The sequence below is a fragment of the Neorhizobium sp. 05N33 genome, assembly GCF_056397445.1.
Window position 1 is genome coordinate 1 of record NZ_JBFTNK010000028.1, and the last position, 22432, is coordinate 22432.

A 22432-nucleotide genomic window follows, 5' to 3' on the forward strand; every position below is an offset into this window, starting at 1 on the left:
GGCGAGTTCGTCGAGGGCGGCCGACGTCTCTTCGAGATTGGCGGCCTGGCGTTCGGTGCGCTGCGACAGCTCGTTCGAGGCGCGGCGGATTTCCTCCTTGGAACCGCCGATATCGATGCCCTTGGCATTGACCTTGCTCATCGCGGCTTCGAGGTGGACGAGCGCCTCGTTGAAGTTGTGGCGCAGCGTTTCGTAGCGGGCTCCGAGATCGGCGCAGCGAACCGTGAGGTCGCCATGGGCCAATGATTCGAGCGCTTCGCCGATGGTGGAGACGACGCGGGTCTGCAGCGCTGCCTCCTGCTGCTGCATGTCGAGGTTCTGCTGGCGCTCGCGGTCGAGCTCGGTCTTCTGCTTTTCCTCGCGGGCGGCCATCGCATGCCGTTCGCGGATCTTTTCCTGCAGCGCCTGCGTCGCCTTCGCCATCATCCCCACTTCGTTCGACATGTCCGTGTGCGGGATCGTCGCGGTGACATTTTCGTCGGCGACGGCCTGCAATGCGCCATGCACTGCGGCCAAAGGCCTGGTAATATTGCGGATGACTATCAGGGCGACGCCGAGTGCAAGCAGGAAGGCGAGGAAACCGACGCCGACCACTTCCAGGATCGTCTTGTTGATCTTGACGTCGAGGTCGTCGGTGTAGACGCCCGTGCCGACAATGATCTGCCAGGGTTCAAAGGCGCGGGAGTAGGCAGCCTTCTGGAAAACCTGGTCGGCCGGCATGCCGGGCTTTTCCCAATAATAGGTGGTGACGCCGCCGCCGGCACGGCCCTTGGCGACCATCTCTTCGCGGAACAGGTTGCCCATCTTGTCCGGCTGACCCTTCTGGTTCACGCCGACCAGCTTGGGATTGTAGTGGAACTGCGTGACCGTGTCGTAGTTCAGGCCGAAGATGTAGCCGGCCGGCTCGTATTTGATCCCTGCCACGGTTGCGTAAGCCAGCTTCTGCGCGTCCTCGTGCTTCAGTTCGCCCGATTTTTCCCGGTCGTAATAGGATTGCAGGATGGAAATGCCGGACTCCACCTGGGTGCGCAGCATGTCGTAGCGCTCGGAATAGATGGAGGCGATCGAGGCGCGGATCTGATAGTAGGTGACGGCCGTGAAAGCCACCATGAGCACTGCCACCATGGCCAATAACTGGTGGGAGATCTTGAGATTCTTCATGTTTCGACTCACTTTCAGGCAGCCGAACTCTCCCGGAGGAGCCGGAGCGGGACGAAGTTTTTGGGGAAGGCGCGTTCTGCACCGGTCACGTGCTACACCGCACTATGACGGGAGAGTGATCCCGAATATTTGAATAAAAATTTAATTATGGGGCCCTTGACAGCGCCGAATGCGAATATTTTGAGCAGGTCGGATCTGATGATGCGCAATTTGCGCGCATACCGGGAAGCGCTATTCCAGAAGCACTTTCTGCTATGTAAATATAATGATATTCTAAATTTAGAAGCGATCGGTGCGCAGTTCGAACGTGTCGAGCGCCAGCGGCTTCGGCGTAAGGGATGCTTCGACGATTCCGACCTCAGCCGCGCCAATGATCTTCACCGCGCTGGTCGTGGCGTCGGCATCGATGCCGTCGCTTTTTGCTTCTGCGGTCGCAATCTGCGTTTCGGTGGAGCCGTTGGTGGTCGGGTGAAGCTCGGCGATGGCGTTTTCCTCGGCCATCCATTTGGGAAGCTTGCTGACATGGATCACCGGGGAGCCGCCAAGCCATGCCTCGGTGCGGGCCAACTTCTTTTCGCCGTTGATCTCGATGATCTCCGTCTTCTGGATCCCTGCCGGCAGATCCGGAACCTTGTAGGTCGCCTCGTCCGATTTGGGCGCTGCGGCGCTCGGGCAGCTCGCGCAGCTCTTGGTGACGATGCTGACGCCGGCCCGGTGCGTGTTGTCGATCACCGTGATCGACGACGCGAAAGCCGAACTGCTTGCAAACACCAGAGCTGTAGCCAGAACGAGACGCATGACAGGGAATCCTTCTTGAGGTCTCCCATGATTATCGCGGTTTCGTTTCGATCCCGTCTGGATAATCGGTAAATTTTAAATGAAATGGCGGTCCGGCACTCAGTTCTTTTCGCGGGACACCGCCTGCCAACCGATATCGCGGCGGCAGAAGCCGTTTTCCCATTCGACCTGGTCCACGAGCCTGTAGGCGCGGGCTTGCGCATCTGCGACGGTCTTGGCGGTCGCCGTGACGTTCAGCACGCGGCCGCCGATTGCAACGAGAGCGCCATCCTTGAGCGCCGTTCCGGCATGAAAGACTTTCTCGCCGGCAGCGCCCTCGGGCAGATGGGCGATCGGCGTGTTCTTGTCATAGGCGCCCGGATAACCCTTGGAAGCCATCACCACGGTCAGCGCCACGTCGTCGTTCCATTCGGCGGAAACCTGGTCGAGCGTTCCGATCGCCGCCGCATGGAGCAGGTCGAGCAGGTCGCTCTTCAGCCGCATCATCAGCACCTGGCATTCGGGATCACCGAAGCGGACATTGTATTCGATCAGTTCCGGCCCCTTGGCCGTGATCATCAACCCGGCGAAGAATACGCCGGTGAACGGATATCCACTTTCCGCCATGCCGCGGATGGTCGGCTCGATGATCTCCTTCATGGTGCGCGCAACCATGTCCGGCGTCATCACCGGGGCAGGCGAATAGGCGCCCATGCCGCCGGTATTGGGGCCGGTATCGCCGTCGCCGACCCGTTTGTGGTCCTGGGCCGTGGCAAGCGCCAGTGCGGTCTTGCCGTCGGAAAGGCAGAAGAAGCTTGCCTCCTCGCCATCGAGATAGGCTTCGACCACCACTTCGGCACCAGCCGGCCCGAAGGCGCCGTCGAAACAGTCGTCGATCGCCGCAAGCGCCTCGTCGATCGCCATGGCGACCGTGACGCCCTTGCCGGCGGCAAGCCCATCCGCCTTCACAACGATCGGCGCGCCCTGTTCGCGCACATAGGCCTTCGCCTCGGCGGCATCGGTGAAGCGGCGATAGGCGCCGGTCGGGATATCATAGCGGGCGCAGAGATCCTTGGTGAAACCCTTCGAGCCTTCGAGCTGGGCTGCGGCAGCAGACGGGCCGAAGGTCGCGATGCCCTTGGCGCGCAGTACATCGGCGAGCCCGGCAACCAGAGGCGCTTCCGGCCCGATCACGACGAGGTCGATCGCATTGTCGAGGCAGAAGGCCGCCACGGAGGCATGATCGTCGATGTCGAGCGACAAGAGTTCGGCATGCTCGGCGATGCCGGGATTGCCGGGTACGGCGTAGAGTTTGCCGAGTTTCGGAGACTGCGCGAGTTTCCAGGCGAGCGCATGCTCGCGTCCACCCGAACCGATCAAGAGAACCTTCATGTCTCGCCCTCGTCTGCGCTGAAAACCTTGGCCTTGCGCGGCGGTTAAGGGGAGGGGAGGCAAAGGTCAAGGGCCAAGGCTTAGGTGGCCTCCCATCTTCTGTCCGTCATGGCGTTTCGATGGGAGGCCGTCGCGTTCGATAAAGGTCAGAATTCACCGCGCCGGTTTTTCGCGCCGCGGCGGATATCCAGCGTCGTCTGGAAGATCACCTTGTTCCGATAGGCGAGGAAAGGCACCGGTTCGTTCCGAAAGGACGCATCGTCCAGCTTCTGTTCGAGATAGGAAATGGCAGCCTCTAGCTCTTCATTGGCGACCGCCGTGTCAAATGCCAGTGTCCTGGCGGCTTTTTTGGGCATTCGTATCTCCATTCGGCCACATCATGCGGCGGAATGGTTTTAATGGCCTCTTGCCGGAGGTGAGAGTGCATTGGTTCTTTTCCACAGGGCCTTGGTTAGCGGCCGGTCAACCCGTGTTTCGTTTCGGCACGGTTGGTTGAAAGCAAATTGTGGAACCGGCATTCGCCACGTTGCCTTGCCACAAACTTCGACTATGGTCGCGCCTCCCATTTGAACGAGGACGCCCATGGCCGCCGATCTCCGTTTCCTTGCCGCCGCGATTGCTGCGGAAATCAATGCCCGTCCCGAACAGGCTGCCGCCGCGATCGGGCTGATCGACGACGGTGCCACCGTGCCGTTCATCGCCCGCTACCGCAAGGAAGTGACGGGTGGGCTGGACGATACGCAGCTGCGCAACCTGGCAGAACGGCTGGTCTACTTGCGCGAACTCGAAGCGCGCCGCTCCACCATCGTCGACCAGATCAATTCGCAGGGCAAGATGACCGACGAGCTTGCTGTAAAGATCGGCAAGGCGACGACCAAGGCCGAACTCGAAGACCTTTATCTCCCTTACAAGCCGAAGCGCCGCACCCGCGCTGAGATTGCCCGCGAGCGTGGCCTCGGCCCGCTTGCCGAGGCGATCTGGGCCGACCGCAGCGTCGATCCGGCAAAGCTTGCCGAAGCTTATGTCAAGGACGAGGTCGCCGACGTGAAGGGTGCGCTCGAAGGCGCCCGCGATATCGTCGCCGAGACGTTCTCCGAAAATGCCGACCTGCTCGGCCGCCTGCGCCAGCACATGCGGGCCGGCGCGACGCTGAAGGCCAAAGTGGTCGACGGCAAGCAGGAGGCCGGCGCAAAATTCTCCGACTATTTCGATCATTCCGAACGCTGGGCGACGGCGCCCGGCCACCGGGCGCTCGCCATGCTGCGCGGCTGGAACGAGGAGTTCCTGACGCTGACGATCGAGGTCGACCAGGACGATCCGTCGCCCGTCAAGCCTGCCCAGCGCATCATCGCGCTTGCCTTCGACATCCGGGACCGGGGTGCCGCCGACCGCTGGCTGATGGAAGCCGCCGGCTGGACCTGGCGCGTCAAGCTCTCGGTGTCGCTGTCGCTCGACCTGATGCGCGAACTGCGCGAGCGCTCCGAGGAGGAGGCGATCCACGTCTTCGCCCGCAACCTCAAGGACCTGCTGCTCGCCGCACCCGCCGGTTCGCGCACCACGATGGGCCTCGATCCGGGCATCCGCACCGGCGTCAAGGTGGCAATCGTCGATGCCACCGGCAAGCTGCTGGAAACCACGACCGTCTATCCGTTCCCGCCGAAGAACGACATCCGCGGCACCCAGGCCGAACTCGCCGCGCTCATCCGCAAGCACAATGTCGAGTTGATCGCCATCGGCAACGGCACCGGCAGCCGCGAGACGGAAAAGCTGGTCGCCGACATGCTGTTGAACCTGCCTGGGCAGAAGCCCACCAAAGTCATCGTCTCGGAAGCCGGCGCCTCGGTCTATTCGGCGTCGGAAACCGCCGCCCTCGAATTCCCCGGCCTCGACGTGTCGCTGCGTGGCGCCGTTTCCATCGCCCGCCGCCTGCAGGATCCGCTGGCGGAACTCGTCAAGATCGAACCGAAATCGATCGGCGTCGGCCAGTACCAGCACGATGTCGACCAGGGGAAACTCTCCCGCTCGCTGGATGCCGTGGTCGAAGATGCCGTGAACGCCGTCGGCGTCGATTTGAACATGGCGTCCGCACCGCTGCTCTCGCGTGTTTCCGGCCTCAGCCGCTCGATTGCCGAGGCGATCGTCGCCCATCGCGACCAGAACGGCGCGTTTTCGAGCCGCAGGGACCTGCTGAAGGTCGCCCGTCTCGGAAACCGCACGTTTGAACAGGCGGCCGGCTTCCTGCGCATCCCGAACGGCAAGGAGCCACTGGATTCGTCCGCCGTCCATCCGGAAGCCTATGGCGTCGCCAAGAAGATCGTCGCCGCCTGCGGCCGCGACCTGCGCTCGCTGATGGGCGACAGTGCGGCGCTCAAGGCGCTCGACCCGAAGCGGTTCATCGACGAAACCTTCGGCCTGCCGACCGTCAAGGATATCATCGCCGAGCTGGAAAAGCCCGGCCGCGACCCGCGCCCGAGCTTCAAGACCGCCACCTTTGCCGAAGGCGTGGACGAGATCACCGACCTGAAGCCGGGCATGATGCTCGAAGGCACCGTCACCAACGTGGCCGCCTTCGGCGCCTTCGTCGATATCGGCGTGCACCAGGACGGCCTTGTCCACGTTTCGCAGCTCGCCGACCGTTTCGTTAAGGATCCGCATGAGGTGGTAAAGGCCGGCGACGTCGTCAAAGTGCGCGTTGTCGAGGTCGATGTGAAGCGCAAGAGAATTGCGCTGACCATGCGCAAGGACGGCGGCGAGACGGCTCCGGCCCCGCGCGGCGACCGCGACGTCCGGCCGGTTAACCCGAAAATGATGAAAACTGAAAAACCCTCATCGCAGGGCGCTTTCGGCGCAGCACTCGCGGAAGCTTTAAAACGCAAGTGATTCCGGCCGGCTTCGGCGGAATTTCAATCAGGGGATGCGGGTCGTCAGACGGGGGTTTGACGGCCTGTTTTTTTATGTCATTTTCATGGCTGCAATGTGCTTGAAAGTCGCAGGGAAACTATTAGATTTTGGATTAGTAAGGCACCCTTAGTATTATTATTGGAGGTGGGTCCGTGGCCTCGTCCCTTCACAATCTTCTCAGCAAAATCATCAAGACAGGAACTTTGATCGTACGCGGCTCGGGAGGTGAGCAACGTTACGGGAGCGGCGGTGGGCGATCCGTTTCGATACGGTTTATCGACGAAGCCGCCGAACGCGAACTGGTGGCGGATCCTCCCTTGAAGCTCGGCGAGCTCTACATGGACGGCCGTCTCGTCATCGATGACGGCGACATCTATGAGTTCCTTGCGCTGATCAAGGACAATACCCTCAGCGAAGGCCTGACCTTCGGCATGATCTGGCGCGGCATCGCCCGCGTGCTGGTTTCCCAGTTCCGCAATCGCGTGCCGATCAACCATAACCGGCGCAATGTTGCCCATCATTACGACCTCGACGAAAAGCTGTTCTCGCTCTTCCTCGACGAGGACTGGCAATATTCCTGCGCCTATTTCAACCCGCCGGGCATTTCGCTCGACGAGGCGCAGATCGCCAAGAAGCGCCATATCGTCGCCAAGCTGCTTGCCGAGCCCGGGCAGAAGGCGCTGGAAATCGGTTCCGGCTGGGGTGGCATGGCCATGTATCTGTCGGAATCCTCCGGCGTCGACGTGACCGGCATCACGCTCTCGACCGCGCAGCTCAAGATTTCGAACCAACGCGCCGCCAAGCGCGGTCTTGCCAACAGCGTCCGCTTCGAGCTGCAGGACTATTATTATCTGCCGCCGGATAAGCGTTACGACCGCATCGTTTCCGTCGGCATGTTCGAGCATGTCGGCCGGCTGAACTATCCCAAGTTCTTCGGCAAGGTGAACGACGTGCTCGCCGATGACGGCGTCATGGTGCTGCATTCGATCGGCCAGCCCTATCCGGCCCTCATCAACAATCCCTGGATCGAGAAATACATCTTCCCGGGCGGTTATATCCCGGCGCTTTCGGAAGTGATGCCGTCGATCGAGAAGGCGGGCCTGCTCGTCTCCGACATCGAAATCCTGCCGATGCATTATGCCCACACGCTGCGCCACTGGCGCGAGCGGTTCATGGCCAACAAGGACAAGGCCGCGGCACTTTACGACGAACGGTTCGTGCGGATGTGGGAGTTCTATCTCGCCGGCTCGGAAATGGCCTTCACCCACGAAAGCTTCTTCATCTTCCAGATGCAGATCGTCAAGAAGCGCACCGCGGTTCCGGACAACCGCGACTACATCTACGAGCGCGAGGCGGAACTGAAAGCCTTCGAAGAGAGCCGCATCCCGCTCGACAAGGTAGCGGTGTGAACTGGGCTAACCCCTATACAAGTATAAATTAACCGTTGGTTCCGGCACCTATCTTGGAAAACGGTATGGCGCCCTCTATGGTTCAGCATCTGGTCCGCAACTTGCCAAGGTTGTGGAGCCGATGCTGGGCAATGGGGGCATTCGCGTGGTTAAACAAGTTTTTTCTATCATCGTTAGAAATTGGGTTTATTATTTCGTATGGATAATAATTTCCGTTCTGCTATCGGTATTCGAAGAAATTTCTGGGAGTTCTTCGTCGAATATTGCTTCTTTTTTTCCAACAATTTACCTGGCGATGTGGGTGCAAATCTCAATAATACGGGAAACGACATTTGAGTTCAGTGCGAAGCCGGAGTTTTACAAAGGATTTTTCGGTTATTCTCTGAAATTTATTACACTAGCGATAATTGCAGTCGGACTTTCTCTGCCGGCCTTTCTATGGTTTGCAGCGGTGTTCAACGGCCGTACAGTTGGCTGGCTGATGGTGTCGACCACGGCACTGGTCGTAATTTATGCGGCCTTGATGTCGTTGGTCGGTACTTGGCCGACATCCAACATTACGGGGATCAGAACATCGCTTAAGGCGGCTTGGGCTCGGGGTGCTCCGAATTTCCTGACGACTTTCGGGCACCTCGCCGTCTCTTTGGTAGCCATGTCCGCTATGTCGCTGGTTATCGGTGCTATAGGCATGGCGGCATTTGGGACGATGCTGGTGCCGGCCGGAGTGCCAAATATACCTCTGATATTGGTCGCAATGGTTGCGCTTTCCATTAATGCTATAGGCATCACGTATGCAGCTGCTGTCCTGGCAAATGTCTATATGCAGCACGGGGCAGATGAGCTGCCGCCTGCGGTGTCACCCGTAAATGCTTGAGCGGTTCCTCGGGTGGGCAGTAGAACCGGCCATGACGAAAGCCTCTTCCAGATGCAGATCGTCAAGAAGCGCACCGCGGTTCCGGACAACCGCGACTACATCTACGAGCGCGAGGCGGAACTGAAAGCCTTCGAAGGGAGCCGCATCCCGCTCGACAAGGTAGCGGTGTGATTTTTCGCTTGGTTAACAAGCTGGCAATGCAAATGCGATAATAGAACAGAAATCCCCAGTGGGATCTCTGTTCTGTTTTGCGTTTTCAGGATCCGTTGCCATGTCCTTGCCTGTCCGGGCTGCCTTTTTTCTTTCCATTTTTTCGATTGTTTCCTCGGGGAGCGCCGAGGCTCAGGAAGGCTTCTGGTCCGGTGACTGGTACCTGACGCTCGGCGGCGCCGGTTTCGTGGCGCCGAAATTCGAGGGCGACAACGGCCGCAGCCTGCAGTTTTCGCCGATCATCTCGCTCGGCCGCCAGAACGCCAAACAGGCGCGGTTCTCTTCCCGCAACGACAACATCTCCTTCGCGCTGATCGACCAGGGTTCGATCCGCGCCGGCGTGGCGGCGAAGCTGATCATGCCGCGCGATGATGACACGTCCGACGATCTCAAGGGTCTGAAAAAGGTGAAGCTCGGTGGCGAGGTCGGTGGCTTCATCGATATCTATCCGACCGATTGGATCCGCGCCCGCGCCGAAGTCCGCCAGGGCATCCGCAGCCATGACGGCGTCGTCGCCGATGTCTCGGTCGACGCTTTCACCGATCTTCAGCCGGATCTCAGGCTTTCCGGTGGTCCGCGCGCGACCTGGGCCAGCAACGGCTACAACGACGCCTATTACAAGGTGACGCCGAGCCAGTCGGCGGCATCGGGGCTGTCCGCCTACGATCCGGGCGGCGGCCTGCATTCGGTCGGCGTCGGCGCCGCACTGACCTGGAAGGCGACGGAGAAACTCGAGCTCACCTCGTTTGCCGAATACAAGCGGCTGACCGGCGATGTTGCCGACAGCAGTCTCGTGCGCGAACGCGGTTCGAAAAACCAGCTGATGTTCGGCGTTTCAGCAAGCTACAAATTCGGCTTCTCGCTTCCCTAAGTCGTGAGCGTGCTCACGACGGAAGGCGCGGCTCTTCCACGCCGTGAGGCGACAAAGCGCCGGCTTGACCGTAGCGTTCGGCTGGCGCTAGAACCGGCCATGACGAACGCCGACGATTTCAGCGGCCGCGTGGCCGACGCTCCATCCGACAACTGGGTCTATCGCGTTCTGCCGCGGCCGGCCTGGCCCTATGCGCAGCTTGCGAGATGGGACCGGCCGATCGGCTGGCAGCTTCTGATGTGGCCGTGTTTCTGGTCGGCGGCGCTGGCGGCGAACGCCGCCAAGGGCGAGGGCGCGTTTTCCTTCGGCCTTCTGCTTTTCCACCTCGTGCTGTTCTTCTTGGGCGCGGTCGCCATGCGCGGCGCAGGCTGCACCTATAACGACCTCGTCGATCACGATATCGACATGGAAGTGGCGCGCACCCGCTCGCGGCCGCTGCCCTCCGGCCGGGTGTCGCGTTTCGAAGCCAAGGTCTTCATTGGCGTGCAGGCGCTGATCGGCCTGCTCGTCCTCATCCAGTTCAACGGTTTCACCATCCTGCTCGGCATCCTGTCGCTGGCGGTGGTGGCGATCTATCCCTTCGCCAAGCGGTTTACCGACTGGCCGCAATTTTTCCTCGGCCTTGCCTTCTCCTGGGGCGCGCTGATGGGCTGGGCGGGCGTGTTCGGCAGCCTCTCCTCCGCCGCCCTCTGGCTTTACCTGGCCGCCATTGCCTGGACGATCGGATACGACACGATCTATGCCCATCAGGACAAGGAGGATGACGAGCTGATCGGGGTGCGCTCGACAGCACGTCTCTTCGGCGACAATACCAAGCCCTGGCTGATCGGCCTTTACGGCCTGACGCTGATCTTCCTGCTGCTCGCGTTCGCAGCGGCCGGCGTCGGTTTCCTCGCCTATCTCGGGCTTCTCGCCGCAGCCCTGATGTTCGGCTGGCAGGTGCTGATCCTCGATATCGACGATGCCGACCAGTGCTTGAGGCTTTTCAAGTCGAACACCCGCGTCGGCGCGATCCTATTTGCCGGCCTCGTCCTGTCGCTTGCCCTCTAACGGAAAAAGCCCGACCGCTCAAGGATCGGGCTCCCTCCCATGTTATCGCGAGAGGCGGTGGGCAAAGGGACAAGCAAAGCCCTAGCGTCGCGCGATAATTTCCTTGCCTTCGATTTTCATCGTCACGCCCAGGCTGCCGGTGGTGCGGCGGACCAGGAAGCGCGGACGGCGGGCCGCGAAATAGGAATGTCGGCGGCGCTGCCTGACGCCGCTGGTTCGCACGTCGCCGATATGGTTTTCCAGCGGCCGGGCGATGCCGTCGGCTTCCACCATCAGCATCGGAATGCGATAGGCGTCCGACCAGCTCCGCCAATCGGCGGCGATGTCGCAGAGATCGTGGGCGACGAGCAGCGGAATGCAGAGATCCGGGTCGTCGTGATGCAGTTCGAGCGTGACCGTCACTTCGCCGTCGCCGTGGTCTATGGCGCGGGCCGCCACCCCTTTGAAGGCGCGGGCGGGCAAGGCGAAGGAGAGCGGCAGGCCGCTTGCGGGAAGGATCTTACGCAGCACTGCGCCGCGTTCGTCGATGGTGATGGAGACATCTCCTGAGGTCTCGCGCAGCGCATAGGTAACCTGCTGCGGGAAACGAGACGGATCGAGCCTGAATGTCGACCCTGCCCAGACGGGCTTCAGAACAGTGTTGGTCATCGATATGCTACCCTTGTTTTACCTGAGAGCCGTTGCCGGTTTCCCTACGGGACTTTTGTCCTCTGATACCCAAAGCATAGGGCGGGCCATGTTCGAGACTGCTTAAAAATAGCGGTTAAAGAAGCCTTGCCTGCCTGGATGGTTAGCAAAAGGGGTCGGATTTGGGTTTCCGGAAGGTGAATCGCGGCATTGCTGTGCAGGCCTGGGACATTCCGGACGGGATGTCGAAACCCTTTCGAAAAGCCACAGGCAAGGCTAGACTGCAATGATTGCGGCAGCATAATTCCGAGTCGTGAGGCCCTTCCATGGTATCGACCTATCTCACCTTTGATCTTGTCAATCGCGACATGCAGAAGAGCCTGAAAAACATTGCCGGGCAGACGACGGTCGTCAACGATACGAAGTACTATCAGGACAATATCGGCAAGGTAAAAACCGTCGACGAGTTCCTCGGCAATTATCGCCTCTATTCCTATGCGATGCAGGCCCACGGCCTGGACGACATGATCTATGCCAAGGCGTTCATGAAGCAGGTGCTGGAAAGCGATCTCAGCGACGACAACAGCTTTGCAAACCGCCTGACCGACGACCGTTACAAGAATATCGCCGCAGCCTTCAATTTCGGCGTTTCCAACGGAGAGGGGGCAGCCGCCCAGTCCAACGGCCAGATGGACGAACTCTTCGATACCTACGACCAGACGATCGCAGCCCAGAACGATACGATCGAGGAAGACACCCGTTATTTCAAGGTCATGCTGGGCGAAACCGGCAATATTACCAATGTCGATCAGCTGCTGGCCAATCCGAGGCTCCGCGACTACCTGTTCACCGCCTATGGCATCGATACGAAATATTACAACTACAATGCCATCCGCGGCGTGCTGACCAGCGATCCGGCCGATCCGACCAGCTTTTACAACACCGCCTATGGCAACAACCTCGACCAGTACAATGCGGCGAAAACCGAAGACACGGAGCTTGCCGAGCGGCTGAGCCTCAGCACCGGCATTCCCACGCTGCAGGATTCGATCGCGCTCGGCCAGCAGAAGAAAACCGATCTCGAAACCCAGATCGCCGCCAAGCAGGATCAGCTGAACAATGGCGGTCCGGCGACCCTCCAGGCCGAGATCGACGCCATGCAGGTGGAGCTGACCAATACGGTGCAGGCAATCCAGACGGACCAGGATAACCTGACGACGTCGCAGACGCGTTATACCGAGCTGGATGGCAGGCTGGTGCCGATCGCCCAGACGGACTCGCGACGCGCCGAACTCGCGACCATCATCAGCGCCGGGGCGTCCGATGCACCCTTTCTCGCATTGATGAAATCGCTCGCCGAGGATTTCAGCTTCAACGCTGACGGCTCTGTGCCGGCAGGCGGCGCGGTCACTCCGGAAAAGCTGCTGGAGATTGTCGGAGGTTTCTTCAACAAGCAGACCCGGATCACGCATGGCGAGGCGATGTTCAATCAGGAGCTCTTCGAGCAGAAGCTCAAGACGGCTACCAACGTCAGCGATTTCATCAATGATCCCCGGCTTCTCAAATATATCAAGGTCGCCTTCAATCTCGACAAGGTCACGGTCGTCAAGTCCACGATCGAACAGATATTGACGAGCGATCTCTCCGACCCTGACAGCTATGCGAACCGCTTTGGCGTTACCAATCCGGAATATCTGGATCTCGCGAAGGCTTTCAACTTCAACACCGACGGTACCGTCGCCGCCGGCCAGGCCCAGGACGAATTACAGACCAGTACCACCCGTAGCGACTATATGAGCCGCTGGGACGACAAACAGGAAGCGGACCTCGACAAGACCATCAAGTTCTACAAGCTCGACCTTTCGGAAGTGAGGACGCTGGACGACTTTCTGAGCGCGGATGCCGACAAATCCTACGATTTTGCTCTTCAAGCGGTTGGCCTCGACCCCGCCACCGTTTCGAAGCTGACGATCAAGAGTGCCTTGAAAAGCGACCTTTCCGACCCGAACAGCTATATCTACAAGCTGAAGGACGAACGTTTCGTCTCGCTTGCCAAGCTCTTCAACTTCGACCCCAAGGGGGCCGTCACCCGCCAGGTGCTGCTCCAGTCCAATGCGGCAATCACCAACGTTGCCAAGGATTATATCCTGCGCAAAAGCCGGTTCATGGAAGGCGATGAACTCAAGGCGGCGAGGGCGAAAGCCCAGACGGAGGCCAAATATTATACTGACGCGATGCAGCGCATCGGCAGTCGCGATGAACTGCTCGCCGATCGCAAGACGCTCGACATCCTGCTGATATCGAAGGGGATAGACCCTTCCAAGGTCACCAATGATTTCCTGAAGAAGGCCTTCAATTCGGATCCCGCCGACCCCAAGAGCTTCGTGAATACCCAGACGGACAAGCGGTTCGCGCAGCTCGTCGGTACCTTCAATTTCGACTCCAAGGGTGAGATCGACCGAAGCTCGGCAGGCGAGGCCCAGAACGGCGGCGAAGTCGTCGCGACCCAGGACCTTTACGTCCGCCAGCTTCTCGAAAACCAGCAGGGCGAGGAAAATCCGGGCGTCCGCCTGGCGCTTTATTTCGAGCGTATGTCGGACAGCATCACCGACCCATACGTGATCCTCGGCGACGAGGCGCTGAAGGAGTTCTTTCGCGTCACTTTCAGCCTGCCCGCGGAAATCGCCAACATGGACGTCGACCAGCAGGCCAAGATCGTCAAGAACAAGCTCAACCTCGAAGATCTGAGCGATCCGGAAAAGGTCAAGAAACTGGTCCAGCGCTTCACGATCATGTACGACCTGGAAAACAGCCAGAATACGGCATCGGCAGTAAGCATTCTAAGCAGCGACGGCAGTTCGGTCGGCATCAGCTCGGACACCCTATGGGCATTGTCCCAGATCCGGATGGGCTGAGAGCGGGCGGTTATCAGGCGTCGGTGGTCTTTGCCGTCGTCTCGAAGTGCGGATCTGCATTCGATTCGAGCCAGTCGAGGTCGGCGCGCATCGCGTCGCGGCTCGCTTTCTCCATCCGCCGGTAGCGCGACAGCAGTTCCCGGCCAAATTCCGTCAGACCCGCACCGCCGCCGCTTTTGCCGCCGTGGCGGGTAAAGATCGACGGCTCCTTGAACATCCGGTTGATCTCGTCGCCGAGCAGCCATGCCCGCCGGTAGGACATGCCGATCGAGGCGCCCGCCGCCCGGATCGAGCCGTGTTCGGCGATCAGTTCCAGAAGCTGCGCCTTGCCCGGACCGAGCCGCACGCCGTTGTCGAGGTCGATCCGGATCGTGGTCTTCGAGGGCCGGCTCATGGAATGGTCACCACCTTGCCGGGGTTCATGATGCCGGCGGGATCGAACGCCTGCTTGATGCGCCGCATCAGGTCCATCTCGATCGGCGAACGGATATGGGCGAGTTCGTCGCGCTTCAACTGACCGACGCCGTGTTCGGCTGAGATCGACCCACCGGCGGCGAGCACGATGCTGTGGACGATCGCGTTGATCTCCCGCCAGCGGCCGATGAATGCCGCCTTGTCGCCCGCCATGTCGGCGCTGATGGGCTGCGAGATGTTGTAATGGATATTGCCGTCGCCGAGATGGCCGAAGGCGCAGACCCGCGCACCCGGCATGGCCGCCAGCACCGCCTGTTCTGCCTCCGCCATGAAGGTCGGGATTTTCGAGACCGGCACCGACACGTCGTGCTTGATCGAGCCGCCTTCGGGTTTCTGCGCATCCGACATGCTTTCGCGCATGTGCCAGAGCGCCTTCTGCTGCGCGACGGAGGAGGCGATCACGGCGTCGCGGATGAGGCCTGCCTCGAAACCCTGTTCGAGCAGCGATTGTACCATGGAACTAGCCGTCTCGGCGGAATCCGAGGTCGAGATGTCGATCAGCGCGTACCATGGATGCGGCTCGGAGAGCGGATCGCGCACGCCCTCTATATGCCGGACCACGAATTCGATGCCGATGCGCGGCATCAGCTCGAAACCGGTCAGCGCCGTGCCGCAGAGGTTCGAGGCCCGCTCGAAGAGTTTTAACGCGTCTGCCGGCGAATTGAGGCCGGCAAGTGCGACCTGGTGCCCGACCGGCTGCGGAAAAAGTTTCAGCACCGCGCCGGTAATGATGCCGAGCGTGCCTTCCGCGCCGATGAACAGGTCGCGCAGATCGTAGCCGGTATTGTCCTTCTTGAGCCGGCGCAGGCCGTCCCAGATCTCGCCGGTCGGCAGCACCACTTCGAGCCCGAGGCAGAGTTGGCGGGTATTGCCATAGGCGAGCACGGCAGTACCGCCGGCATTGGTGGAGAGGTTGCCGCCGATGCGGCAGGAGCCCTCTGAGCCGAGCGACAGGGGAAATAGCCGGTCGACGGCTTCCGCCGCCTTCTGCACGTCGGCAAGGATGGCGCCGCCGTCGGCGACCAGCACGTTGGCGACCGGATCGACGTCACGGATGCGGTTCATGCGTTCGAGCGAGACGATCAGGTCGCTGCCGCCGGTGCGCGGCGTCTGGCCTCCGACAAGGCCGGTATTGCCGGTCTGCGGCACGATCGGCGTGCCTGTCTCGCTCGCGAGCTTTAGGATCGCGGACACTTCCTCGACCGAGCCCGGCTTCAGCAGCATCGGAGAGGAACCCCGGTAGAGTCCGCGGCCCTCGACCAGATGCGGCGCAAGATCGTTCGCGTCGCGCAGCACGTGATTTTCGCCGACGATCGCGGCGAAGCGGTCGAGAAGTTCTGGTTTCGGCCCGGAAATATCCATCAACGTCTCCTCCTCTTTTGCCCCGGCTCATTCTCGCGGGGCGGCGGCCCTCGCCAGCCGGTCGTTGATCGCTTCGCCGAGCCCATGGTCGGGAATGGGCGTGACGGCGATGCTGGCGGCGCCGGTGGCGTCGGCCCGCTTCAGGTAATCGAACAGGTTTGCCGCCGCCTGCGCAAGATCGCCCGACGGGCTCAGATCAAAAACCGCCGTCGCGAGTTCCATTCCTTTCACGGGAGCAGAACCGAGCCGGATCAATGCCTCGCCGGTCTCGACATGGTCGGCATTGAGCCTGACCGCCGCTCCTGGCGCGTAATGGGAAGCGAGCATGCCGGGAGCTTCGATGATTGCCGCTGGTCCTTCCGGTCGGATCACCGCAAGGCCGGTTGCACGTTCGATCTCTTCCACGGCCACCCCACCCGGCCGCAGCAGCCGGATCACGCCATCCTCGACACGAACGATGGTCGATTCCACACCGACCGGAGCCGCGCCGCCGTCGATGATCAAAGCCAGCTTGTCGCCCAGGTCGTCGGCCACATGGGCGGCGCTGGTTGGGCTCACCTTGCCGGACGTGTTGGCGCTCGGCGCCGCGAGTGGCTTGCCGAAGGCGCGGATCAGATCGGAAGCGAAGCCCTTGGGAAGCCGGATGCCGACCGTATCGAGCCCGGCCGTCGCCAGCGCGTGGATGCCACTTTCGGGCTTTAGGGCCAGGATCAGGGTGAGGGGGCCCGGCCAGAAGGCTTGGCCAAGCTTTCGCGAAATCGGGTCGAAGTCGGCATAACGCTCGGCCATGGCTAGATCCGACATGTGGCAGATCAGCGGATTGAAGCGCGGCCGGCCCTTGGTCTCGTAGATGCGGGTGATGGCGGCGGGATTGGTGGCATCGGCCGCAAGCCCGTAGACCGTCTCGGTGGGGATCGCCACGGGTAGGCCACCGCCGAGCACGGCGCAGGCTTGGGCGAGCGCGCCGTCATGGTCCCGGGTGATGTCGATGATTTGAGCCGTCATATCCGCCCGTCAATAACGCGGAGCCCGGCGTCTTCATAGCTTTTTGATGATCTCGCGGAGCATTTCGTTGGAAGTGCCGAGCATCAGCACGTTCTTGATCGCTTCCATCGGATCGTTGGTGCGGAACAGAAGGCCATTCTTGCGGATCGATCGGTTGATCTGCAGCGGCTGGCCGGCCTCTCGTTCGACCGCGACGGCGAAATACATGCGCGAATAGGCCGTGCTGATACGCTCGAAGAACGTTTCCTCCCCGCCCATCTCGGAAACGAAGTTGGCAATGTAGAAGGACCAGCTTACCGGCACGCCGTGGGCAAGCTGCGTTCTTGCCGCCGTGACATGGCAATAGCCGAGATGCGGCCGCTCATCGAGCGTGTGGTGAAAGATGATCTTCGGAAACTTGATCGAGCGATGGAAGGAGTTGATCCGGTTGTGGCTCGTCTCGCCGGCCGCCTCCAGCCTTTTGCCTGTGCGCTCGGCGACCTCGTCATGGGTGAGATAACGGCGCTCTTCCGGCAGCCAGATCGGATTGTAGCGGGCGATGCGCCCCGTCCGAAGGAATTCGGAATGGGCAGCGGTCTTCACTGCCACCGGCGCCGGAGGCTTTGGTGGAGGAGCTTTATAGTAACGGATTTTCCCCTTGGCCTGCACGGTGGCATCGCTCCCATTCGAGCCGGGATTTTATGGCTTATCCCTTAATGACAGGTTTCGCTTTCGCGGGGCTGGAGTGTTGCATTCCGGGCCGTTTCGCCGCTGTCGCCAACGCGGTTGCCGATGTCGCAATGTCGCCTATGCGACACGCCCGCTCGATGGTTATATCCGCCTCGATCTTGAGGTGCCGCCTGTCTAGGGAAGGCGGAGAATTGGGAAGCCGGCAGGGGTCTTCGAAACCTTGATCCGGCGCTGCCCCCGCAACGGTGGTGGAGCAACAAAGCTTGGTACAGGCCACTGGGAAAGAGCCGAAAAGGCCGCCCGGGAAGGCGCCGAGCCCGTCCCGCAACGGACAGCTCCTGAGCCCGGAAACCAGCCTCGGGACAAAAGATGACGACCGGACGCGGCGGGCGTTCGGGACAGGGTTTGGGGCGGGCCTGGGGCCGGCCGGCATTTCCATGTCCTTCCGCTGTCCACATTGACGAGGAAGGTAAGTATATGGAAATTCGCAATCAGGCCCTGCGGCAGCTCAAGAACCGCCGCGAGGGGTTCAGCCTCGAACAGCCCTTCTATACCGATCCCGCCTATTTCAAGCTCGATCTGGAAATGATCTGGTACCGCGACTGGCTGTTCGTCGGGCATGATTGCGAGCTGCCCAAGGCCGGCGCCTATTTCACCCTGCAGATCGGCGATTATCCGGTCGTTATCGTGCGCGGCCGCGACAACCAGATCCGGGCGCTGCACAATACCTGCCGCCATCGTGGCAGCCGTGTCTGCACCAAGGAACATGGCTCGGCGGTGCGGCTCGTTTGTCCCTACCATCAATGGACCTACGAGCTGGACGGCTCGCTTCTGGTCGGTCGCCAGATGGGCCAGGACTTCGACAAGACCCAATTCAGCATGAAGAAGGTCCATTGCGAGAGCGTCGCCGGCTTTATCTTCATCTGTCTTGCCAACGAGGCGCCGGATTTCGCGCCGGTTCGCGCCGCCATCGAGCCTTATATGGCCCCGCACCGCCTGTCGGAAGCCAAGGTCGCGCACCAGTCGACGATCATCGAGAAGGGCAACTGGAAGCTCGTCTGGGAAAACAACCGCGAATGTTACCACTGCGCCGCCAACCATCCGGAGCTCTGCCGCACCTATCCGGAATCGCCGACCGCGACCGGTGTCCAGGGCGCCAAGGACGATCCGGTCATCGCCGCCCATTGGCAGCGCTGTGAGGAGGCCGGGTTGCCGAGCGAATTCCGGATGGACGAGACCGGCCAGTTCCGCGTCGCGCGCATGCCGCTGATCGAGGATGCCGAGAGCTATACGATGAGCGGCCGCAACGCCGTACARCGCAAACTCTCCGACGACGTGACGATCAATTCGATCGGCACCATGCTGCTGTTCCACTATCCAAGCAGCTGGAACCACATTCTCGGTGACCACGCGATCTCGTTCCGCGTCACCCCGCTCGGGCCGGAAGAAACGGCGGTTACCACCAAATGGCTGGTCCACAAGGACGCGGTTGAGGGCGTCGACTACAATCTCGAAGACCTGACCCATGTCTGGAACATGACCAACGACCAGGACCGCCAGATCGTGGAGGAAAACGCTTTCGGCATCCGCTCGCCCGCCTACGAGCCCGGTCCTTACTCGCCACTCCACGAAGGCGGCGTCATGCAGTTCGTCGAATGGTACTCGAACTTCATGGTCAACCGGCTGCAGGGCGACCAGGCGAAACTTTCGATCGTCGCCTGATCGCCAATTCGTGATCGGCGTTGATCGGCGCGGGGCGTGGCTCCAGGAACGGAATCCCGCGTGTGGCGTTGTTTTCTGATTGAAAATCAGAATGAGGAAGCACCCCGCATGAACGCCTTTCGCCTACGCCTGACCGCAGCGGCAGTCGCCGTTGTCACGACATTTGCTGGCCTTGTACCTGCGCAGGCTGTCCAAATGCCGGCTCCGCCATCCGGCATTTCGGCCGCCGGCGATGTCACCAATGTCCAGTACCGTCGCGACTTCCGGCGTGACCGATACGGTTGGTATCGCGGCCATCGCGGTTACCGCGACCGCCGCCCCGGTTATCGTTATCACAACGGTTTCTGGTTCCCGCTGGCCGCCTTCGGTGCCGGTGCCATTATCGGCGGCGCTATCCAGGCGGATCGGGGTTATGGCAGCCGCCACGTCGCCTGGTGTGAAAGCCGTTATCGCAGCTATCGGGCCTGGGACGATACCTATGCACCGCGCGCCGGCGTGCGGGCGCGCTGCATCTCGCCTTACAGGTAAGCAGGTATTGGCCCTCTCGACGCGGAGCCCGGTCGCGGCGTAAGCCGGTGGCCGGGCTTGTTTGTCGCGGCGCACGTTAATCACGCATTCAGGATGAACTTCCCAAGGGTTGCAGCGAAATTCTATTTCGCTGCATACTGAAATAATTGGCTGGCAAAAATTGAAACACCGACAAGGGATATGGGGGACTTAATATGACTCTTTTGAAGAAGATTGCGGTTGCGGGCATCTCTGCTGCCGTTCTCGCCGGCTCGCTGATGCCGGCTCAGGCGATGCCGGCACCGACCGCTCCGGCCGCCGGGATCGAAACGAACGCCAATGCCGACGCGACCCTCGTGCAGTATCGTCGCCATGGCGGCGGCTGGTATGGCGGGTATCGTGGTTATCGCGACTACCGCCCGGGTTATCGCCGCCATAACGGCTACTGGTTCCCGCTGGCGGCATTTGGTGCCGGTGCGCTGATCGGCGGTGCCATTGCCTCCCAGCCGCGTTACGTCGAGCCGGCGCCGGTCTATGGCGGCGGGGACGACATCAATCCGCGCCACTACGAATGGTGCGCCGAGCGTTACCGCTCCTACGATGCCTATTCGAACTCGTTCCAGCCGAACTACGGCCCGCGCCAGACCTGCTATTCGCCCTATTTCTAAGAGCGGTCGATAGGCAACGTTCAACCCGTCCGGCATCATCCCCGGGCGGGTTTTTTGTTTGTCCAGCGGTCAGAGAATACCGGTGCGTTTCAACAGCCACCAGGCGGCAAGCACCGAAATGACGATCAGGCCGAAGGCATAGGCTGTCCCCGAGCCATTCCCCTCGAAGGGCAGCGACGCAGTGTTCATGCCGAAAAAGCCGGTGACCAAGGTCGGCGGCAGCAGGAAGGCGGTCATCAGCGACAGAATGTAGAGGTGCCTGTTGGTCTCGGAGGAGAGTTTCGAGTCGATTTCCTCATGCAGCAGCCGGGCGCGCTCCTGCAGGGCGTAGACGTCGTGATCCGCCGCCTCCAGCCGGCCGATCAGCCGTGAGGCAGCGTCGTCGAAACCGGGCGGCATCTCGTCGTCGTCGGTCGCCGCCGCGCGCCTGAGCAGCGTCAGCACCGTCCTCAGGTGCCGGTGCAGCCGGACCACCGTCCGCCGGATCGGCGCAAGGCGGCGCCGCTCGTCGCGCGGCGTGTTGTCGTAGACGAAATCCTCGATGATGTTCATTTCCTCGGTCAGCTCCATCACCAGCGCGATCAGCGTACGCTGGAATTCGGCGACCAGCGTCTCGAACACGTCGATCGGCTTCTTGTAACGCGAGGCGTTCTTTTCGATCGCCGCCCGCACCCGGTCGATCGAGCGCAACGGCTGCAGGCGGGTGGTGATGATCACCCTGTCGGAGACGAAAAAATGCAGCCAGCCGATATCGCGGGTCTCGCTGTCGAACTCGCGCTGGAAATCGACCAGTGTGCCATAGACCAGCTGCTCGTCGAGCGTCACCGCCGCGTGCGTGTCGTGGGTGGTGAGTGCGGCGATGGCCGGTGGCGTCAGGCCCGGGAAGTTCTCCAGAAAGGCGTTGACCCGACTGTCGACGAGGTTGAGATGCAGCCACAGAAAACCGTCGCCGACATCGAGATCGCTGCGCGCCGCATCGAGCGGCAACCTGGTGCAGGGCGCCGCTCCCGGATGGAAGTGATAGGCCCAGACGAGGCCGGGGATAGCGGGGTTCATGAGGGACATGGCCGAGGAATCCGAAAGCATAGGCATCACTCCATAGACCTCTTGTGTAACGCCTGTTTCAACAACGTTCTCTAAAAATTCCTTGAACGCTCCAGCGCCGTTTGTTACATGTAACAAATCAAGGAGTATTTCATATGGCCAGTTCCGTGAATGAGCGTGTCAGAAAACGTCGTGAAAATCTCCGGGCGTCCGGGTTGCGTCCAGTGCAAATTTGGGTTCCCGATACGCGGCGCCCTGGTTTTGCAGAGGAATGCCATCGGCAGTCGCGTTTGGTCGCGGCGGCGGATGCAGCAGATCCCGATCTTATGAAATTTCTGGATGATGCCCTGGCTGATCTCGGGGAGCAATGATGCGCAGGGGCGATCTTGTGACGGTTGCTCTGGCTGGTGATTTCGGAAAACCGCGCCCCGCCCTTGTGATCCAATCCGACCTTTTCGACACCGACACGCTAACGGTTCTGCTGCTGTCCAGTACCGTTGTGGATACGCCGCTCATCCGCATCCTGGTCCAGCCCACGCCCAGGAACGCGCTCAACAGCCCCTCCCAGATCATGATCGACAAGGCGATGACCCTCAAGCGGGAAAAGATAGGGAGGGTTTTCGGCTCGATCGAAGATGACATTCTCGTAGCCGTGAATCGGTCGCTTGCCGTGTTCTTTGGCTTGGCCTGAACATTGACAACCGCATTTACGTTTACGTAAAAAGCAAAGTGAGGATGGTGGCTGAGTAGAATCGGCCAGTTAAGGCGGTCACAACCGCGCCCACGAGGAGGAG

General features: G+C 60.9%; 22 protein-coding genes and 1 riboswitch. Of the genes, 12 read left to right on the plus strand and 10 right to left on the minus strand.

Features of this window, described 5'->3' with window-relative positions:
* From AC1DLT_RS30195 to AC1DLT_RS30210, 4 genes are all read right to left on the minus strand, one after another.
* Positions 1 to 1161, minus strand: a 1161-nt coding sequence (locus AC1DLT_RS30195; protein ID WP_477489163.1) for a cache domain-containing protein, incomplete at its 3' end; no start/stop codon positions are given.
* A gap of 279 nt (positions 1162 to 1440) precedes the next feature.
* The gene (locus AC1DLT_RS30200) at positions 1441 to 1959 is read right to left on the minus strand and encodes a plant virulence effector HPE1-like domain-containing protein (RefSeq protein WP_477489164.1); all 519 of its coding nucleotides are present in this window, start codon (positions 1957 to 1959) and stop codon (positions 1441 to 1443) included.
* A gap of 99 nt (positions 1960 to 2058) precedes the next feature.
* The gene (purD, locus tag AC1DLT_RS30205) at positions 2059 to 3330 is read right to left on the minus strand and encodes a phosphoribosylamine--glycine ligase (RefSeq protein WP_477489165.1); all 1272 of its coding nucleotides are present in this window, start codon (positions 3328 to 3330) and stop codon (positions 2059 to 2061) included.
* 146 nt (positions 3331 to 3476) lie between these two features.
* Complete coding sequence (locus tag AC1DLT_RS30210; protein ID WP_038540434.1) at positions 3477 to 3686, minus strand: hypothetical protein; 210 nt, start codon at positions 3684 to 3686, stop codon at positions 3477 to 3479.
* Positions 3687 to 3912: 226 nt separating this feature from the next.
* Here AC1DLT_RS30210 and AC1DLT_RS30215 point away from each other — a divergent pair, with 226 nt between their 5' ends.
* The 6 genes from AC1DLT_RS30215 to ubiA all read left to right on the plus strand — a co-directional run bounded on the left by AC1DLT_RS30215 (position 3913) and on the right by ubiA (position 10645).
* Entirely contained in the window at positions 3913 to 6210 is a 2298-nt protein-coding gene (locus AC1DLT_RS30215; RefSeq protein WP_477489166.1) for a Tex family protein, read from the plus strand.
* Between the two features lie 173 nt (positions 6211 to 6383).
* Positions 6384 to 7640, plus strand: coding sequence for a class I SAM-dependent methyltransferase (locus AC1DLT_RS30220; protein ID WP_477489167.1), 1257 nt, complete (start codon positions 6384 to 6386; stop codon positions 7638 to 7640).
* Positions 7641 to 7761: 121 nt separating this feature from the next.
* A complete protein-coding gene (locus AC1DLT_RS30225) occupies positions 7762 to 8514 on the plus strand; it encodes a hypothetical protein (protein WP_477489168.1) in 753 nt (250 codons plus the stop codon).
* 12 nt (positions 8515 to 8526) lie between these two features.
* Positions 8527 to 8685, plus strand: coding sequence for a hypothetical protein (locus AC1DLT_RS30230; protein ID WP_477489169.1), 159 nt, complete (start codon positions 8527 to 8529; stop codon positions 8683 to 8685).
* Between the two features lie 100 nt (positions 8686 to 8785).
* A complete protein-coding gene (locus AC1DLT_RS30235; RefSeq protein ID WP_247136072.1) occupies positions 8786 to 9595 on the plus strand; it encodes a MipA/OmpV family protein in 810 nt (269 codons plus the stop codon).
* 99 nt (positions 9596 to 9694) lie between these two features.
* Positions 9695 to 10645, plus strand: a complete 951-nt coding sequence (gene ubiA / locus AC1DLT_RS30240; protein ID WP_477489170.1) for a 4-hydroxybenzoate octaprenyltransferase — start codon at positions 9695 to 9697, stop codon at positions 10643 to 10645.
* An 81-nt stretch (positions 10646 to 10726) separates the two neighbouring features.
* Here ubiA and AC1DLT_RS30245 read toward each other — a convergent pair whose 3' ends face one another.
* Positions 10727 to 11293 carry a DUF6101 family protein gene (locus AC1DLT_RS30245; RefSeq protein WP_477489171.1) on the minus strand — a complete coding sequence of 189 codons (567 nt, stop codon included), beginning with the start codon at positions 11291 to 11293 and terminating at the stop codon, positions 10727 to 10729.
* A 305-nt stretch (positions 11294 to 11598) separates the two neighbouring features.
* Between AC1DLT_RS30245 and AC1DLT_RS30250 the strand changes: the two genes are divergently transcribed.
* Positions 11599 to 14187: a DUF1217 domain-containing protein gene (locus AC1DLT_RS30250; RefSeq protein WP_477489172.1), complete on the plus strand. Its 2589-nt coding sequence runs from the start codon at positions 11599 to 11601 to the stop codon at positions 14185 to 14187.
* Between the two features lie 13 nt (positions 14188 to 14200).
* On the opposite strand, the gene AC1DLT_RS30255 is transcribed toward AC1DLT_RS30250, so the two are convergent.
* From AC1DLT_RS30255 to AC1DLT_RS30270, 4 genes are read right to left on the minus strand one after another with little or no spacing between them, the layout of a single operon-like run.
* Positions 14201 to 14581, minus strand: a complete 381-nt coding sequence (locus AC1DLT_RS30255; RefSeq protein ID WP_477489173.1) for a winged helix-turn-helix domain-containing protein — start codon at positions 14579 to 14581, stop codon at positions 14201 to 14203.
* On the minus strand, positions 14578 to 16023 hold the full coding sequence (locus AC1DLT_RS30260; protein WP_477489174.1) for an FAD-binding oxidoreductase: 1446 nt from the start codon (positions 16021 to 16023) through the stop codon (positions 14578 to 14580). The genes AC1DLT_RS30255 and AC1DLT_RS30260 overlap by 4 nt, the downstream gene beginning before the upstream one ends.
* Before the next feature lie 27 nt (positions 16024 to 16050).
* The gene (locus AC1DLT_RS30265) at positions 16051 to 17028 is read right to left on the minus strand and encodes an L-threonylcarbamoyladenylate synthase (RefSeq protein WP_247136067.1); all 978 of its coding nucleotides are present in this window, start codon (positions 17026 to 17028) and stop codon (positions 16051 to 16053) included.
* Positions 17029 to 17061: 33 nt separating this feature from the next.
* Entirely contained in the window at positions 17062 to 17658 is a 597-nt protein-coding gene (locus AC1DLT_RS30270) for a DUF6656 family protein (protein WP_477489184.1), read from the minus strand.
* A 183-nt stretch (positions 17659 to 17841) separates the two neighbouring features.
* Positions 17842 to 18071, plus strand: a riboswitch (cobalamin riboswitch).
* A 103-nt stretch (positions 18072 to 18174) separates the two neighbouring features.
* On the opposite strand from AC1DLT_RS30270, the gene AC1DLT_RS30275 reads away from it, so the two are divergent.
* The 3 genes from AC1DLT_RS30275 (at position 18175) to AC1DLT_RS30285 (ending at position 20594) form a co-directional block, all read left to right on the plus strand.
* Complete coding sequence (locus AC1DLT_RS30275) at positions 18175 to 19419, plus strand: aromatic ring-hydroxylating oxygenase subunit alpha (protein ID WP_477489175.1); 1245 nt, start codon at positions 18175 to 18177, stop codon at positions 19417 to 19419.
* Between the two features lie 108 nt (positions 19420 to 19527).
* Positions 19528 to 19947 (plus strand): BA14K family protein, encoded by a 420-nt coding sequence (locus tag AC1DLT_RS30280; RefSeq protein WP_477489176.1) that lies wholly within the window; start codon positions 19528 to 19530, stop codon positions 19945 to 19947.
* 194 nt (positions 19948 to 20141) lie between these two features.
* Complete coding sequence (locus tag AC1DLT_RS30285; RefSeq protein ID WP_477489177.1) at positions 20142 to 20594, plus strand: BA14K family protein; 453 nt, start codon at positions 20142 to 20144, stop codon at positions 20592 to 20594.
* Positions 20595 to 20663: 69 nt separating this feature from the next.
* Here AC1DLT_RS30285 and AC1DLT_RS30290 read toward each other — a convergent pair whose 3' ends face one another.
* On the minus strand, positions 20664 to 21659 hold the full coding sequence (locus tag AC1DLT_RS30290; protein WP_038548798.1) for a transporter: 996 nt from the start codon (positions 21657 to 21659) through the stop codon (positions 20664 to 20666).
* A 134-nt stretch (positions 21660 to 21793) separates the two neighbouring features.
* On the opposite strand from AC1DLT_RS30290, the gene AC1DLT_RS30295 reads away from it, so the two are divergent.
* Both AC1DLT_RS30295 and AC1DLT_RS30300 read left to right on the plus strand, forming a co-directional pair.
* Positions 21794 to 22009 carry an antitoxin MazE family protein gene (locus AC1DLT_RS30295; RefSeq protein ID WP_080719117.1) on the plus strand — a complete coding sequence of 72 codons (216 nt, stop codon included), beginning with the start codon at positions 21794 to 21796 and terminating at the stop codon, positions 22007 to 22009.
* Complete coding sequence (locus AC1DLT_RS30300) at positions 22009 to 22329, plus strand: type II toxin-antitoxin system PemK/MazF family toxin (RefSeq protein ID WP_477489185.1); 321 nt, start codon at positions 22009 to 22011, stop codon at positions 22327 to 22329. The genes AC1DLT_RS30295 and AC1DLT_RS30300 overlap by 1 nt, the downstream gene beginning before the upstream one ends.
* Positions 22330 to 22432: the final 103 nt, after the last annotated feature.